The organism is Pseudomonas sp. GW822-FHT02G04 (genome assembly GCF_058802085.1).
The window spans coordinates 1-14,569 of record NZ_JBXANU010000049.1 but is presented as its reverse complement, the minus strand read 5'-3'; the positions used below and the strand labels follow the sequence as shown (position 1 = coordinate 14,569).

Genomic DNA, 14,569 nt, shown 5'->3' with positions numbered 1-14,569 from the left:
ATTTTCGCCAACCTGGCCTACACCAAGACCCGGGCGGACCAGATCCAGTTCAGTGATCCGTACTACATCGCCAAGGAGACACTGGTGGTGCGCGCGGCCCACGCCGATCAGCCGAAAAGCTACTTCAAGGACAAGCGCATCAGCTCCACCAAGGGCTCGACCTCCGAGCAATCGATCCGCATTGCCGGGGCCACACCGGTGACGTTCCAGGACACCGGTTCGGCCTACATGGCCTTGCAGCAGAACAAGGTCGTGGGCCTGGTGACTAACACCATGACCGCCCTGAAATTGGTCAATCAGGCCAAGGCCAGCGGCGTCGAATTGGCGCTCGCCAAGGAGCCGATGGCGCTCGAGCCAATTGGCGCGGGCATGCGCAGGGATGAGCCGGCGTTCCTCGCCAAGGTCAACGAGTCATTGGCGACCATGGAAAAAGCCGGGGAGATCGACGCGATCTGGGATCGCTGGATCGGCCCGAACACCGAGTACAAAATGGTTCGCGAGGACAAAGTGCAGAGCCTCAGCAGCTTGAAGTTCGATCCTTTGCCTTGAACCGATACACCGTCATTGCCAGGCAATGATGGAAAAAGCCCGGCGAGTATTCCTGCGTCGGGCTTTTTTATGTGTGCGGACGGTGCGAAAGAAACGATCAGCAGACGCTCATTCCTCGGCTTTCGTCGATTTGATGAGGTTGCTGCGCAGTTTCACGATCGCGTTCTGCAGTTGTGTGAACTCGTCCGGTGTCAGGCCAGTTGCGTGGGAAAGGCCCATTTCGGGGCGGTCTTCGCGCAGCTGTCGACCGCTCTTCGTCAGGCTGATCCGCACCTGCCGCTCGTCCTCGGGATCACGCTGCCTTTGCAGATAGCCCATCGCTTCCAGTTTTTTCAGGATCGGTGTGAGCGTGTTTGATTCGAGAAACAGTTTCTCGCCCAGGCTGCCTACGGTTTGGTGGTCTTCCTCCCATAGCGCAACGATGGTGATGTATTGCGTATAGGTGAGCCCCAGTTGCTCGAGTATCGGCTTGTAGGCCTTGCCGAAGGCCAGGTTCGTGGAATAGACCGCAAAACACAGGAAGTCGGAGAGCTTCAGATCAGCGGGGACCGCCTTGTCGGTGCGTTTCATGTGCTTCCTCGTTGGCCAGAGTTGAAGGCTCGCAAAGGCAAAATATACCTCGTATACGATTGTGTCGGAACAGCTCTGATTGTCGACGGTGGCCGGTTCGACAGCGCGTCGAACCGGCCGTGCGAATGGATTCATAATTCGCATACGCTTTAAGCGCATACGATATATATGAGGAAAAAAAATGACAATCGCGGTGCGTCAAACCGTGAGGACGTTCAGGGCCACGTCGATGTTGCCGCGTGTCGCTTTCGAGTACGGGCAAATCTGATCGGCGGTGTGCGCCAGCGTCGTCGCGATGTCGTGCGCCAGACCCGGCACGCGGAGCGTCAATCGAGCCTGAAGGAAGTAGGCCGCACCGGTCTGGCCCAGATCGACTTCAATGTCGACGGACAGATCAGACGGCAGCACCACGTTCATGTCATTGGCCACCAGCCCGACGGCGGCGGTGTAACAGGCCGACCATGCACCGGCGAACAGTTGCTCGGCGGTCGGGTGTGGCTGAATGGCGGTGAACACGTGCGCCGGTTTCGCGCTTCCAGGCGACGACAGCGTAATGTCGAGGCTGCCGTTATGACCACGGGAAGTGTTGCCAGCGGCGCTAGCGGTGGTGTGAGTTTTGCCGGTCATCAGGACTTTTTCGATTTTGCTCATGGGGTGGATCCTCAACGTTTTGAAAGGTGTGATTTATGTGTCGTATACGTTTGTATCGTATGCGATGCAATAATAATTGCCCAGGCACCCATCGATGTCAATCGATCGCGTTGCGCCGCCCGACGAGTGGCCTGGCAACACACCGTCGGCCGTCTCAGCGATATGCCGAATTCGTCATCAACCCGAACTAAAGCGATCAAGCCGTGAGCCTTGGACTGGGCCAGTCTGGGCGGTCTGTCCAAGGAGATGACCATGATCCGACTGTCCCTGGCCGAAGCTCGCGAGCTGGCCGAATCGATCCTGTTGCACAACGGTTTTAATCTGACCCATGCGCAAGCAGTGGCGGCGACGGTGATCGCCAGCGAGCGCGATGGCTGTGCCTCCCACGGTTTGTACCGGATTCTGGGCTGCGTGAATTCCCTGCGGGCCGGCAAGGTGTCGGCCGACGCCGAGCCACGGGTGATCGATCAGGCGCCGTCGATTGTGCGGGTAGATGCCGGTGGTGGTTTCTCGCAGTTGGCGTTTCAGGCGGGTCTGCCGTTACTGGAGGAGAAAACCCGGGCCAACGGGATTGCGGCGCTGGCGATCAATCACTGTGTGCATTTCTCGGCGCTGTGGGTGGAGATCGAGCAGTTGACCGCCACCGGGCTGGTGGCGTTGGCGTGTAATCCGAGCCATGCCTGGGTGGCGCCGGCCGGGGGACGTGTGCCGGTGTTCGGCACCAATCCCATAGCCTTTGGCTGGCCGCGTGCGGGGCAGGATCCGTTTGTGTTCGACTTCGCCACCAGTGCGATTGCCCGTGGCGATATCGAGTTGCATCGGCGTGCCGGCAAGGCGATTCCCGAGGGCTGGGGCGTGGACGCCGAGGGGCGGCCGAGCACCGATGCCAATGTCGTGCTCGACGGCGGTGCGATGCTGACGTTCGGTGGGCACAAGGGTTCGGCGCTGGCGGCGATGGTGGAGTTGATTGCCGGGCCTTTGATCGGTGACCTGACCAGTGCCGAGTCACTGGCTTACGACGCGGGCAGCAAGTCGTCGCCGTACCATGGTGAGTTGATCATTGCGCTGGATCCGCGACGTTTTCTGGGGGAGGCCACTGAGGAACATTTGGCTCGAGCCGAAGTGTTGTTTCAGGGGATTGAAGGGCAGGGGGCACGCTTGCCGTCGCAACGCCGTTATGCGGCGCGGGCACGCAGTCTGGTGGAAGGCGTGCAGATTCCCGAGGCGCTGTACAACGACCTGAAAGCGTTGCTGGCCTGAATGAAGCGGGTACCCACTCCTATGGGAGCGAGCCTGTGTGGTGAGGGGGCTTGTGTGGCGAGGGGGCTTGCCCCCGTTGGGTTGCGAAGCGGCCCCAAAACCTGCAATCGCGGTGTATCAGGTACACCGCATGTAATGGTTTTACGACTGCTACGCAGCCGAACGGGGGCAAGCCCCCTCACCACACAGGAGCGTCGTGTTGTTAAACCGGTTCGCGGTGGCTGGTGCCATCGACCAGGCGGGCGATGCCCAGCGGGTTGGCGTTTTTCAGGGCGTCGGGCAGCAAGGCATCCGGGCAGTTCTGGTAGCACACCGGGCGCAGGAAACGCTCGATGGCCAGGCTGCCGACCGACGTGCCACGGGCATCGGAGGTCGCAGGGTAAGGCCCGCCATGCACCATCGCATCGCACACTTCAACGCCGGTGGGGTAGCCATTGAACAGCACCCGGCCGGCCTTTTGTTCCAGCAGCACCAGCAGGTCGGCGTGTTCGTGCAGGTCCTGCGCTTCGCCGATCAGGGTGGCGGTGAGTTGCCCGTGTAGGCCGTGCAGTGCCTGTTGCAGCTGCGCCTTGTCGGCCACTTCGACGATGATGGAGGTCGGGCCGAACACTTCTTCCTGCAACAGCGGATCACCCTTGAGCAGCAGGCTGACGTCGGCCTTGAACAGTTGCGGCCGGGCTTGATTGCCGTGTTGATCCTGGCCCGCCAGACGGGTTATGCCTGGGTGGTCGAGCAAGGCTTGCACGCCTTTTTCGTAGCTGGCGAGGGTGCCGGCGTTGAGCATGGTTTGCGCCGGTTGTTCGGCCATCAAGGCACTGAGCCGCGCGATGAACACACTGAACTGCGGCGAGCGAATACCGATCACCAACCCCGGATTGGTACAGAACTGACCGCACCCCTGGACCACCGATGCCACCAGTTCACCGGCGATTTTCTCGCCACGCGTGCGCAGAGCTTCAGGCAAGACGAGCACCGGGTTGATGCTGCTCATTTCGGCGAATACCGGAATCGGTTGTGGCCGTGAGGCTGCCATGTCACAGAGGGCGCGACCGCCTTTCAGCGAGCCGGTGAAACCGACGGCCTGGATTGCCGGATGCTTGACCAGCGTTTCACCGACGCCCGCACCGTAGATCATGTTGAACACGCCTTTGGGCATGTCGGTTTGCTCGGCGGCGCGGATGATTGCATCAGCTACGTGTTCGGCGGTCGCCATGTGTCCGCTGTGGGCCTTGAACACCACCGGGCAACCGGCGGCCAGGGCGGCGGCGGTATCACCGCCTGCGGTGGAAAAGGCCAGCGGGAAGTTGCTGGCGCCGAACACGGCCACCGGGCCGACGCCGATCCGGTATTGGCGCAGGTCGACCCGTGGCAGAGGCTGACGTTCGGGCAACGCGCGGTCGATCCGCGCACCATAGAAATCGCCCCGGCGCAGCACCTGAGCGAACAGGCGCATCTGGCCGCTGGTACGGCTGCGTTCGCCCTGGATGCGTCCGGTCGGCAGGGCGGTTTCGCGGGTGACCAGGGCGACGAATTCGTCATCCAGGGCATCCAGTTGCGCGGCGATGGCTTCGAGAAATTCTGCACGGCGCGTCGCTGGCAGATTGCGAAAGGTCGGGTAAGCGGCAGCGGCGGCCTGGGCGGCGGCATGCACTTCCTCGGCGGTGGCTTGCATGAACGAATAGGGCAGCGCTGCGCCGGTGCTGGCGTCATGGCTCTGCATCGCGATGTCGCCAGCGGCGCTGCGGGCACCGCCGATGTAGTTGTGGCCGATGATCTCGGGCATGGAAAACTCCTGTCGAAAAAGGTGGGGCAGGACCCTTGTAGGTCAATCAAGGGTATGGAGTCGTGCGCTGTTTTGTGGCGAGCGAGCTTGCTCGCGTTGGGCTGCGTAGCGGCCCCAAAATAGTGGCAACCATTGCCTATTTTGCGAGTGCTGCGCACTCGAGCGGGAGCAAGCTCCCTCGCCACAGGGTGTGGGGTGTGTCAGGTTCAGGCCAGCGAATCACCCCGGCGCGCAGCGGCCGGCACGGCGTTATCCAGCGCAGCAATGCGCGCAGCGGATTCGGCATCCACCTGGTGCAACGACTTGCCACGGGTTTCCCGGGTCAGGCCGACGGCCACGATGGAGATCAGTGCGGCGCCCACCAGGTACCAGGCGATCGGTGTCGAGCTGTGGTACTTGTTGAGCAGGGTGATGGAGATCAGTGGTGCCAATGAACCGGCGAAGATCGGCGCTACCTGGTAGCACAGTGAAAGGGCGGTGTAGCGCACGTGGGTCGGGAACATTTCGGCCATCAGCGCCGAGTAGGGCGCATAGGTCATCGACTCGATGGCCAGACCCAGGGTGATGGCGCCGATGATCAGCCAGTTGTTGCCGGTGTCCATCATCGGGAAGCCGATAAAGCCCCAGAACGCAGTGAGCACCGCGCCGATCAGGTACACCGGTTTGCGCCCCACGATATCCGATAGATAGCCCATCAACGGGATCAGGAAAAAGTGCAGCAAGTGCGCGCCAAACATCAGCAACAGAATCTCTGAGGTGTCCTTGTGCACCACCAGTTTCAGGTAGGTGATCGAAAAGGTGACCACGGTGTAATAGAGGATGTTCTCGGCAAACCGCGCGCCGATCCCCACCAGCACCGCGCGCCAGTGATGACGCAACACTTCCACCACGCCCAGTTGTTGCTGCTTGGTCTGCGCTTGCCGTGCCTGGGCCTCCTTGAAAATCGGGGCGTCATCGACGCTGGTGCGAATCCAGTAGCCGATCAGCACCACCACCGCCGAGAACCAGAACGCCACGCGCCAGCCCCAGGCGAGGAATTGTTGCTCCGACAGGTTCGACGACAACAGCAGCAGGGCGACGGTGGCCACCAGGTTGCCGGCCGGCACCCCGGCTTGCGGCCAACTGGCCCAGAAGCCTCGGCGATTGTCCGGGCAGTGTTCGGACACCAGCAGAATCGCGCCACCCCATTCGCCACCGAAGGCAAAGCCCTGGATCAGCCGCAGCAGCACCAATAACACCGGCGCGGCATAGCCGATGCTGTCGAAACCGGGCAGGCAGCCCATCAGGAACGTGGTGATGCCGACTACCACCAGGCTCAGTTGCAGCAGGCGCTTGCGGCCGAACTTGTCACCGTAATGACCGAACACCAGACCGCCCAACGGACGGGCGAGGAAGCCGACGGCGTACAGGGCGAAGGCGGCGATGATGCCGTCAATCGGGCTGTCGGTCTGGCGGAAGAACAGCTGGCCGAAGACCAATGCCGAAGCGGTGCCATACAGAAAGAATTCATACCACTCGGCGACAGTGCCGGCCATGGCGGCGGCCACCACGCGTTTGAGTCCCGAGGGTGTGGTTGCGCTGGAGGTGCTGTGAGGATTGGACATGCTGACGTTTCCTGTAGAGGCGCGAAAACAGGTAGCCGGGCCGGACCCGCAAGGATCCGCCCGGCAATCACTCAGAGACCGACGTCCGGCAACTCCGGACGATTGGCCATGGCCTTGGCCATGATCTGCTCGACGAACTCCCGATCGGCTTCCGGCAGTGCCAGGCGTGGTGGACGGGTCAGGGCGCTACCGCGACCGGCGATGGCTTCGCAGAGTTTGATGCACTGCACCAGGTCGGCCCGGGCATCGAGGTGCAGGATCGGCATCAGCCATTCGTAGATCGGCATGGCTTCGGCAAAGCGACCGGCCTTGGCCAGGCGGAAAATGGTCTCGCCTTCTTGCGGGAATACGTTGGACATGCCCGAGACCCAGCCTTCGGCACCCACCGCGATGCTTTCCAGCACTACGTCATCGAGACCTGCGAACAGCACGAAACGGTCGCCGACTTCATTGCGCACGTCGATGAAACGGCGGGTATCGCCGGAAGAGTCCTTGAAGCACACCACGTTGTCGCAGTCGGCCAGGGAAATCAGGATGTCCGGGGTGACGTCGTTTTTGTAGATCGGCGGGTTGTTGTAAACCATCAGCGGCACGTCGGCGTTCTTCGCCACGTAACGGTAGTGCTCGGCGGTCTCGAACGGCTTGGAGCCGTAGACCAGCGCCGGCATCAGCATCACGCCGTCGACACCGACCCTGCGCACCGCGTTGGCCACCTTGGCCGCTTGCACGCTGGTGAATTCGGCCACACCGCAAATCACCGGCACGCGACCGCGAGAGGCGTCGACCGCGACTTCGGTCACGGCGATTTTTTCTTCGGCGGTCAATGAGGTGTTTTCCCCCACCGAACCACACACCACCAGGCCCGATACGCCATCACGGATTACGTTGGAAATCACCTGGTGGGTTTTTTCCAGGTTGATGGAGAAGTCATCGTTGAATTGAGTGGTCACTGCGGGGAAGACGCCACTCCAGTTAATGCGCTTGCTCATTGTTGCCTCCGGTTCGTTTTTGTATTTCGTATACGATATTTTAAATGCCGATACTCGGCCAGTGGTTTTTTCAATCAATCAGGGTTTTTTGCTACTGGTGAAATCCCTGTGGCGAGGGAGCATGTGTGGTGAGGCAGCTTTTGTGGCGAGGGAGCTTGCTCCCGTTCGGCTGCGCAGCAGTCGTGACACCGTGATTACAGCATTGGGGCTGCTGCGCAACCCAGCGGGAGCAAGCTCCCTCGCCACAAAAGCTGTCTAGCCACAAAAACTCTCCTCTCCACACAAGCTCCGGTTCAGTGTCAGGCACCCGGCCAGGTATCTGACAGGCGATAGCCCTGTGGCCACGGATCGCTCGGGTCGAGCAGCAATTGGTGGGTGCCAGTGATCCAGGCCCGGCCGGAAATGCACGGGTAGATCGCCGGGCGGCCGGCCACTTCGGTCATCGAATCGATGCGGCAATGGAATTCGGAACCGAGAATCGAACGGCCGATAAAGCGCTCACCGACCTGCATCAGTCCCTTGGCTTGCAACACCGCCATACGCGCCGAGCAGCCGGTGCCGGTGGGGGAGCGGTCGATCTTGCCGGGTTGAATCACCACCGCGTTGGCCCCGGTGGCGATGCCGTTTTCAACAACGATGGGCGCGGCAATCTGGCAGAAGGAAATATGCGACCACTCGGGGTTCAGCGGATGGACGAAGCCCAGCTGTTCGTTGGCTGCGCGGGTGATTTTCAACCCGACCTCGACCAGTTCAGCCGCCTCGTCAGGGCGGATGGCAAAGCCCAGGCGTTTGGCGTCGGCGATGACAAAACTGTCGCCGCCGTACGCGGTGTCGACCTGCAACGAGCCGAGGCCTTCGACTTCGATCCAGGCGTCGAGGCGATCAGCAAAGGAGGGCACGTTCTTGATTTCCACCCGTTCGACCTTGCCGTCGCGGCAATCGGCCACGGCCTCGATCAAGCCGCCGGGCGCTTCGAGCACCAACCGGGTTTGCGGTTCGGTCATCGGCAGGATGCCGCTGTCGAGCAGCACCGTGGCGACGCACAGCGAATTGGAGCCGGACATCGGTGGCGTGTCGGCCGGTTCCATGATGATCCAGGCCATTTGCGCCCGAGGATCCTTGGCCGGCACCAGCAGGTTAACGTGACGGAACACGCCGCCGCGGGGTTCGTTGAGGACGAAATTGCGCAGGGTCTGATCCTTGGCGATCCAGCGTGACTGTTCCCACACGGTGGCGCCGGGCGGTGGGGCGACACCGCCGACGATCACATCGCCGACTTCGCCTTCGGCGTGGCAGCTGACCACATGAATGACTTTCGATGAACGCATGGCTTACTCCTTTTATCGCCGGTCGTTATTTCACTGATTTCAGAAACGCCGCCGTTTCCGCATGTATCGGATTGCCAATCACCTGATCCGGCGAGCCAATCTCATGCACCAGTCCATTGCGAAAGAACGCCACGCGGTCGGACACGTCGCGGGCAAAGCGGATTTCGTGGGTCACCAGCACCATGGTCATGCCGTCTTCGGCGAGCATGCGCATGGTGTCCAGCACCTCGCCGACCAATTGCGGATCGAGGGCCGAGGTGGCTTCGTCGAACAGCATGTAGTCCGGCGACATGGCCAGGGCGCGGGCGATGGCCATGCGTTGCTGCTGGCCTCCGGACAACTTGCCGGGGAAGGTCTTGAGCTTGTCGCCAAGGCCGACGTGGGTCAGTTGCTGCACCGCCAGTGCCTCGGCTTCGGCCTTGCTTTTGCCCAGCACTTTGCGCGGCGCCAGCATCACGTTTTCCAGCACGGTCAGGTGCGGGAAGGCATTCCATTGCTGGAACACGATGCCGATTTTCTGCCGCAGGCGGTTGAGGTCGGTGGCGCTGTGATGGACCTCGACGCCGTCGACGCGGATGTTGCCTTTCTGGATCGGCTCCAGGCCGTTGATGCACATCAGCAGGGTCGATTTGCCGGAGCCCGAGCCGCCGATGATCGACACCACTTCGCCCTTGTCCACCGTCAGGCTGACACCCTTGACCACGGCCAGATCGCCGAAGGATTTATGTACGTTGTCGATCTCAATCATTTTCTTGCCACCTTCTTTCTAGACGAGCGCCCAGGCGTGCAACCACCAGGCTCATGACGTAATAGATAAGGCCCGCGACGCACAGCACCAACAACGGTTCCTGGATGCGGGTGACGATGGTTTGCGAGGCGCGCAGCAGTTCGACGATGCCGATCCACATCACCAGCGCGGTGTCTTTCATCACCCCGAGCACCAGGTTCAGCCAGCCGGGGAAGGCCACCCGCGTGGCCATCGGCAGGACGATCCAGCGCAGGTCCTGCAAAAAACTCAGGCCCAGCGAACGACTGGCCCGTCGCAGGGTGAGCGGCACCGACAGCACGCCGCTGCGCACGATCTCGGTGAAGTACGCGGCGGTGTAGACCCCCAGCACAATGCAGCCGACGCTGAAGGCGCTGATGTTCAAACCGACGATGCTTTTGAGTGAGTTGAACAGCACGAACTGAATCAGCAGCGGCACGCTGCGAAACACGTCCAGCACCCAGGCCAGGGGCAGGCTGGCGCGTGGCAACAGTGCCCGCAGCAGGCCAAACAACAGCCCGGCGACGGAGCCGAGGATGATCGACCAGAACGTCAGTTGCAGGGTGACCCAGGCGCCATCGAGCAGGAACAGCAGGTCATTCCAGGAAAAACTGGTGGAAAACATGATCAAGCCCTCAGTAACGGAACAACCGCCAGGCCATCAGCCGGGCCGACGCGACAATCGCCTTGGCAATCAGGTAATACAGCGCCGCAGCGATGGCGAAGTATTCGAAGGTGCGGAACGTTTTGACGTTGTAGTCCTGGGTCACCCCGGTCAGGTCATTGTTCAGCCCGACGATCACCCCCAGCGACGTCATCAGCACCGCCCAGACCATTTGATTCGTCAGCGGGTAGAAGACGATCCGCAACAGCTGCGGGACGATGATCATGCGGTAGGCCTGGAAGGCACTCATGCCCAGCGAACGTGCGGCGCGCACTTGGGTGTCGGGTACGGCCTTGAGGCCGCCGCGAAAGTTTTCCGCCAGGTACCCGGCATTGTTGAAGGTGATCCCGGCGAGCAGGGCGAACCATGAGCTGACATGCAGGCCCAGCGAGCCGAGACCGAAGTAGAGGACGTAGATCTGGAACAGCGACGGCGTGTTGCGCGCGATCGATACCCAGCCGTTGCCAATGCCGCGCAGCAACGGGTTTCTGGTTTCGCGCATCACCGTCAGGGCCAGGGCGATCAGCACGCCGAAGATCATCGACAGCGCGGCGGTCTCGAAGGTGACCCAGGCGCCGGCGAGCATGTCCGGCAGGGCGCGCAGTGTGGCGCGCCATTGGAAGGTGTAATCAAACATGCGCGAGAGTCTCCAGTGGGGTGGCAGTTTGCAGCCAGGCCGGCAGGCGACCGCTGGCCGTGGCACTGCAAGCGGTGTCGACGCATTCGGCGAGGCTGGCGAAATGCACCTTGCGGCCCACCAGGCCGGGTGCGTAATGGGCGTATTTGCCGGAGTTGGTCATCAAGGTTTTTGCGTCCGGCGGGATCACCGGTTCGCCGAGCATGCACCAGCAAGTATCGGTGACCAGGGTCGCGCCGAAGGCTTCGATCACGGCGATATGCCCGGCTTCGCGAGCCTGCTCCAGCACGGCGCGGCCGCAGGTGATGGCGAGGACCACGTCGGGGTGTTTGTGCCGACCGAGGCACAGCCGCGCCAGGTGGGCGAACTCGCTGAGGGAGAAGTGCGGGTTGCCCAGCGAGACCACATCCACTCGGCTGTCGCGGGCACTGTTGAGCTCGCGCCAACTGACCAATAGATCTTTGAGTCGGATTTTTTCCACCGGTATGGCTACATCCACCTCCAGCACTTGTTCCGGGTCGATGGCCTCCGGGGTGATCCCGGCGATATGGAACAAGGGGGCGGCGGAGGTGGTGGCGAACGCCGCGCCGAACGCTTTGAGGTCGTCCAGGCTCGGCTGATGTTTTTCCAACCCGCGCACCAATGGAATCCGGCTGCCCGCCAGCGCGCCGATGTGGTAACCGAGCAGCGGGTAGAAGGCATCGTCCAGTTCATTCAGGGCGGGCACCTCGACCTGCAATCGGGCCTTGCGTTGTGCGTCCAGGTGACAGCCGATCAACGGGGCACGGCCGGTCAGGGCGATGCAGATGTCCAGGTAGTCCGGGTACTTCAGGGTGCGTGCCCCCAGCACGCTGTTGGCGTAGACCACCGCGTTGGATTCGGCCCAGACAATCTGCTCGCCCGCCTTGGGCGCGCTGTCGAGCAGGTAGGGCGCGCAGGTGAAACTCAACTGTGCACCCATCGCCATATAGGTATCGCCCAAGGCACTGGCCGGTTCGCCAAGCGCCGGGTCGATGCCCAATTCGCGCCAGCGGCGCTGGTCCACGGAAATCGAATTGAGGGTGGTGGGCACCCGCACGTTGGCGCCCCATTGCACCAGTTGTTCGGCAAAGCGCAGGCTTGCAGGTCCGGTGTAGATGCAGCCGTCGATGTGCGCCTGGGTGACATCCACCAGGCGGCGGGCACCTTGCAGCTCGGCCATGCGCAGGACGATCTGCATGGCCACTTGCGCAGCCTTGCCATGCTGGCCGTCGAGCAACGCCCGGTCGTGTTCGGTGAGTTCGATCGGGGCGCTTGGGTCCTGTGTTTGCAACGTGCTGTCGAGTGCTTGCCAGGCATCGCCCGGCAAGTGTTCGAACACGGTTACCGAGGCGCCGTCGACCCGAGCGAAAGCCTTGCCGCGCAACGTGGCGAAGGCCTCCCGGCCGATGCACAGCACCGGCAGGGAACGCTTGAAAATGGTCTGCGCCACGAGCACGCCCAAGGTCAGGATCTCATCGGGCTCGGCCAGCACCAGTGCAGCCGGTGCGTGGCCGTTGCTGATCAGTTCCATCAACACGCTACTGCCGGTGCACGAGCCGCGACCGCAGGGAATGGCCAGCACGCGGCCGGCCAGGTATTCGCCGCTGAGCGGGTGGTGACGGTCAATGATCTCGCCACTAAACGGATCGACCCCGCCCCAGAAACTCAACCCGATATCGGCGAACAGCAGGGCGCCCTCGGCGGTGCCCGCGACCAGGCTGCGGCCGGTCAGAGAAGTGGGCCTAGGCATGCCGGACACCTCAGTAGTAGACCTGGGGCACGGTCAGGTTGGTCGGCGAGATTTCAGTGCCGACCCATTTAACGAACAGCTCTTTGTAACGACCGGTGCGCACCTGTTGGTTGACGAACAGGTTGAGGTAGTTGAGCAGGCCATACTCGTTGCGCTTGGCGCCGAGGGAAACGTAGTCGATCACGTACGGCGCGTTACCGGCGACTTTCAGGTTTTTGTATTTGCCCGATTTGAGGGTGGCGGCGGCCACGGTGTTGGTGACCACGGTGGCGTCGATATGGCCCTGGGCGACCGCCAGCAGGGTGTCGTTCTGCGACTGATAGGCGCGGAAGGTGCCAGTGCCCCAGCTCTTCACGTCTTTCTCCAGGGCAATGGCCTCATAGGTGCCACTGGTGTTGCCCACGGGTTTGTCCTTGAGGTCATCGAAGCTGTTGATGCCGGTGTCGTCGCGGGTCAGCACCACCATCTGGAAGGCGAAGTAGGGCACCGTGAGGCCGACGGTCTTGGCCCGTTCGAGGGTGTCGGAAGTGGAAGCGACGATCACATCGGCCCGCCCGGAGACCAGCGCCGGAATGCGGTCCGGGAACGGCGTCTCGACCACTTCGGCCTCGACCCCGAGGATTTTCGCCAGGTCACGGCAGTAGTCCACGTCGAAACCGGCCGGGTTGTTACCGGCATCGCGGAAACCCATGGGCGGGAAGTCCAGGGTCACGGCGCAGCGCAGCTTGCCCGAACCGATGATGTCGTCGAGCTTGTCGGCCTGGGCGGTGGCAATAAAGGAGGTACTGAGAACAGCGCTGAGGGCTACGGCAAATGCGGGGTTTTTCATAGAGGCCTCGTTGATGTGAAGTGCTGTTGGATATCGTATTGGGGATTTCGTATACGATATTAAATATAGCAATCAACGTGCCCGTTTCCAGGTCGAGGCGTGAATTTGTTGGCAGGCCTTGGAGTAGAGGTGTTGCGGTGCGTCAGGGGATGTTGTGAGGGGCGAGGTCCGCGATGGCGGGTGTTACAGATGGGAGCAATGGTTGTGCGGGGCGCCCCTTTAGGGAACATCGGCGCCTGGTGATCGTTCCCACGCTCCGCGTGGGAATGCAGCCCGGGACGCTCCGCGTCCCTTTCGCGAGCTGGAACGCGGAGCGTCCCTTGAGGCATTCCCACGCAGAGCGTGGGAACGATCATCTTCGCTAGCCCTGCGGATCGAGGTTATCCAGCACGCGGTTCACCGCCAGCTCCCCGAGCATGACCACCGATTGAATCCCCAGCATCATGTTGCGATGAGGCATGTCCATCAACCCGGCGAACTCAGTGAGCATCATGCTCGCTGACGCCAGGGATTCGCAGGCGTTGACCAGCAGGGTTTCGTTATCGACCTTTTCACCGACATGGTAAATGGTGCTGGGTTTGCGCTTGGTGTCTTTGGGGGTGGGTGGTTTGAGGTAGTGATCGAGGGCGCGGTCGGCGGCTGCGTGGAGTTTTTTGGAATCGAGGGATTCGTAGGGGGAAACGTCGTCGGTTTCCGGAGGATTTGGCGTTGGTTTGAACATAGATGGAACTCCAGATATTAAAAGTGGAGCCATCACCTTCGCTACCAAACGAAGAGGTGGTGGCCATACGCAGGTTGGTAGACCGGTCATCTGGCAACCCGGCGCGCCCAAGGGCGCCCTACGCATAGCCACCATAAAAACAGAGGACGAAAAAAATCTCTGCTTAGGTCGCGCTATGCGCCAGAAAACCGGGCTACCAAACCCGATCGCTGTTTTTTTCAGCGACAGGGAAACGATATAGCCCGGGCCACAGGCGCACTAGCCGGCGGATTCTGGCGTAGTCGTAGGCAGAGGCGCAAGGATGTGTAGCCTGGGTGAGTATCTGGAGGTGTCTATTAAACATCGCCTGTTTATTGGCCTTACTGTGGGTTGATCGTTCCCACGCTCCGCGTCACTAGTGTCCGGTAAAAACTAAAGGGGGAGCTTGCTCCCCCTTGCTGTGCCTGC

Annotated in this window: 14 protein-coding genes; 2 read left to right on the top strand and 12 right to left on the bottom strand. The window is 61.7% G+C overall.

Translation table 11 applies throughout. From position 1 onward, the window contains the following. On the top strand, positions 1-549 hold a 549-nt coding region (locus tag AC1RO5_RS30690; protein ID WP_493179502.1), incomplete at its 5' end, for a transporter substrate-binding domain-containing protein. 108 nt (positions 550-657) lie between these two features. Here the strand turns inward: AC1RO5_RS30690 and AC1RO5_RS30685 are convergent. Further along, positions 658-1,119 carry a MarR family winged helix-turn-helix transcriptional regulator gene (locus AC1RO5_RS30685; protein ID WP_007935483.1) on the bottom strand — a complete coding sequence of 154 codons (462 nt, stop codon included), beginning with the start codon at positions 1,117-1,119 and terminating at the stop codon, positions 658-660. A gap of 198 nt (positions 1,120-1,317) precedes the next feature. After that, positions 1,318-1,770, bottom strand: a complete 453-nt coding sequence (locus AC1RO5_RS30680; RefSeq protein ID WP_493179501.1) for an Ohr family peroxiredoxin — start codon at positions 1,768-1,770, stop codon at positions 1,318-1,320. A 252-nt stretch (positions 1,771-2,022) separates the two neighbouring features. On the opposite strand from AC1RO5_RS30680, the gene AC1RO5_RS30675 reads away from it, so the two are divergent. Continuing rightward, entirely contained in the window at positions 2,023-3,030 is a 1,008-nt protein-coding gene (locus AC1RO5_RS30675) for an Ldh family oxidoreductase (RefSeq protein WP_493179499.1), read from the top strand. Positions 3,031-3,232: 202 nt separating this feature from the next. Here the strand turns inward: AC1RO5_RS30675 and AC1RO5_RS30670 are convergent, their stop codons facing one another. From AC1RO5_RS30670 to AC1RO5_RS30625, 10 genes are all read right to left on the bottom strand, one after another. Further along, positions 3,233-4,813 (bottom strand): aldehyde dehydrogenase (NADP(+)), encoded by a 1,581-nt coding sequence (locus tag AC1RO5_RS30670; protein WP_493179498.1) that lies wholly within the window; start codon positions 4,811-4,813, stop codon positions 3,233-3,235. Positions 4,814-5,019: 206 nt separating this feature from the next. After that, a complete protein-coding gene (abaF, locus tag AC1RO5_RS30665) occupies positions 5,020-6,417 on the bottom strand; it encodes a fosfomycin efflux MFS transporter AbaF (protein ID WP_493179496.1) in 1,398 nt (465 codons plus the stop codon). 71 nt (positions 6,418-6,488) lie between these two features. Further along, positions 6,489-7,406, bottom strand: coding sequence for a dihydrodipicolinate synthase family protein (locus AC1RO5_RS30660; protein ID WP_493179494.1), 918 nt, complete (start codon positions 7,404-7,406; stop codon positions 6,489-6,491). Between the two features lie 299 nt (positions 7,407-7,705). Next, entirely contained in the window at positions 7,706-8,734 is a 1,029-nt protein-coding gene (locus AC1RO5_RS30655) for a trans-3-hydroxy-L-proline dehydratase (RefSeq protein WP_493179492.1), read from the bottom strand. 25 nt (positions 8,735-8,759) lie between these two features. Further along, positions 8,760-9,482, bottom strand: a complete 723-nt coding sequence (locus tag AC1RO5_RS30650; RefSeq protein WP_007935493.1) for an amino acid ABC transporter ATP-binding protein — start codon at positions 9,480-9,482, stop codon at positions 8,760-8,762. Further along, positions 9,475-10,125 (bottom strand): amino acid ABC transporter permease, encoded by a 651-nt coding sequence (locus AC1RO5_RS30645; RefSeq protein WP_493179490.1) that lies wholly within the window; start codon positions 10,123-10,125, stop codon positions 9,475-9,477. Before AC1RO5_RS30645 ends, AC1RO5_RS30650 begins: the two co-directional genes overlap by 8 nt. 10 nt (positions 10,126-10,135) lie before the next feature. Further along, positions 10,136-10,801, bottom strand: coding sequence for an amino acid ABC transporter permease (locus AC1RO5_RS30640; protein WP_493179488.1), 666 nt, complete (start codon positions 10,799-10,801; stop codon positions 10,136-10,138). Next, the gene (gene lhpI / locus AC1RO5_RS30635; RefSeq protein ID WP_493179486.1) at positions 10,794-12,572 is read right to left on the bottom strand and encodes a cis-3-hydroxy-L-proline dehydratase; all 1,779 of its coding nucleotides are present in this window, start codon (positions 12,570-12,572) and stop codon (positions 10,794-10,796) included. The genes AC1RO5_RS30640 and lhpI overlap by 8 nt, the downstream gene beginning before the upstream one ends. Before the next feature lie 10 nt (positions 12,573-12,582). Next, the gene (locus AC1RO5_RS30630; RefSeq protein ID WP_493179484.1) at positions 12,583-13,401 is read right to left on the bottom strand and encodes an ABC transporter substrate-binding protein; all 819 of its coding nucleotides are present in this window, start codon (positions 13,399-13,401) and stop codon (positions 12,583-12,585) included. A 361-nt stretch (positions 13,402-13,762) separates the two neighbouring features. After that, positions 13,763-14,122, bottom strand: a complete 360-nt coding sequence (locus AC1RO5_RS30625; protein ID WP_493179482.1) for a DUF6124 family protein — start codon at positions 14,120-14,122, stop codon at positions 13,763-13,765. Positions 14,123-14,569: the final 447 nt, after the last annotated feature.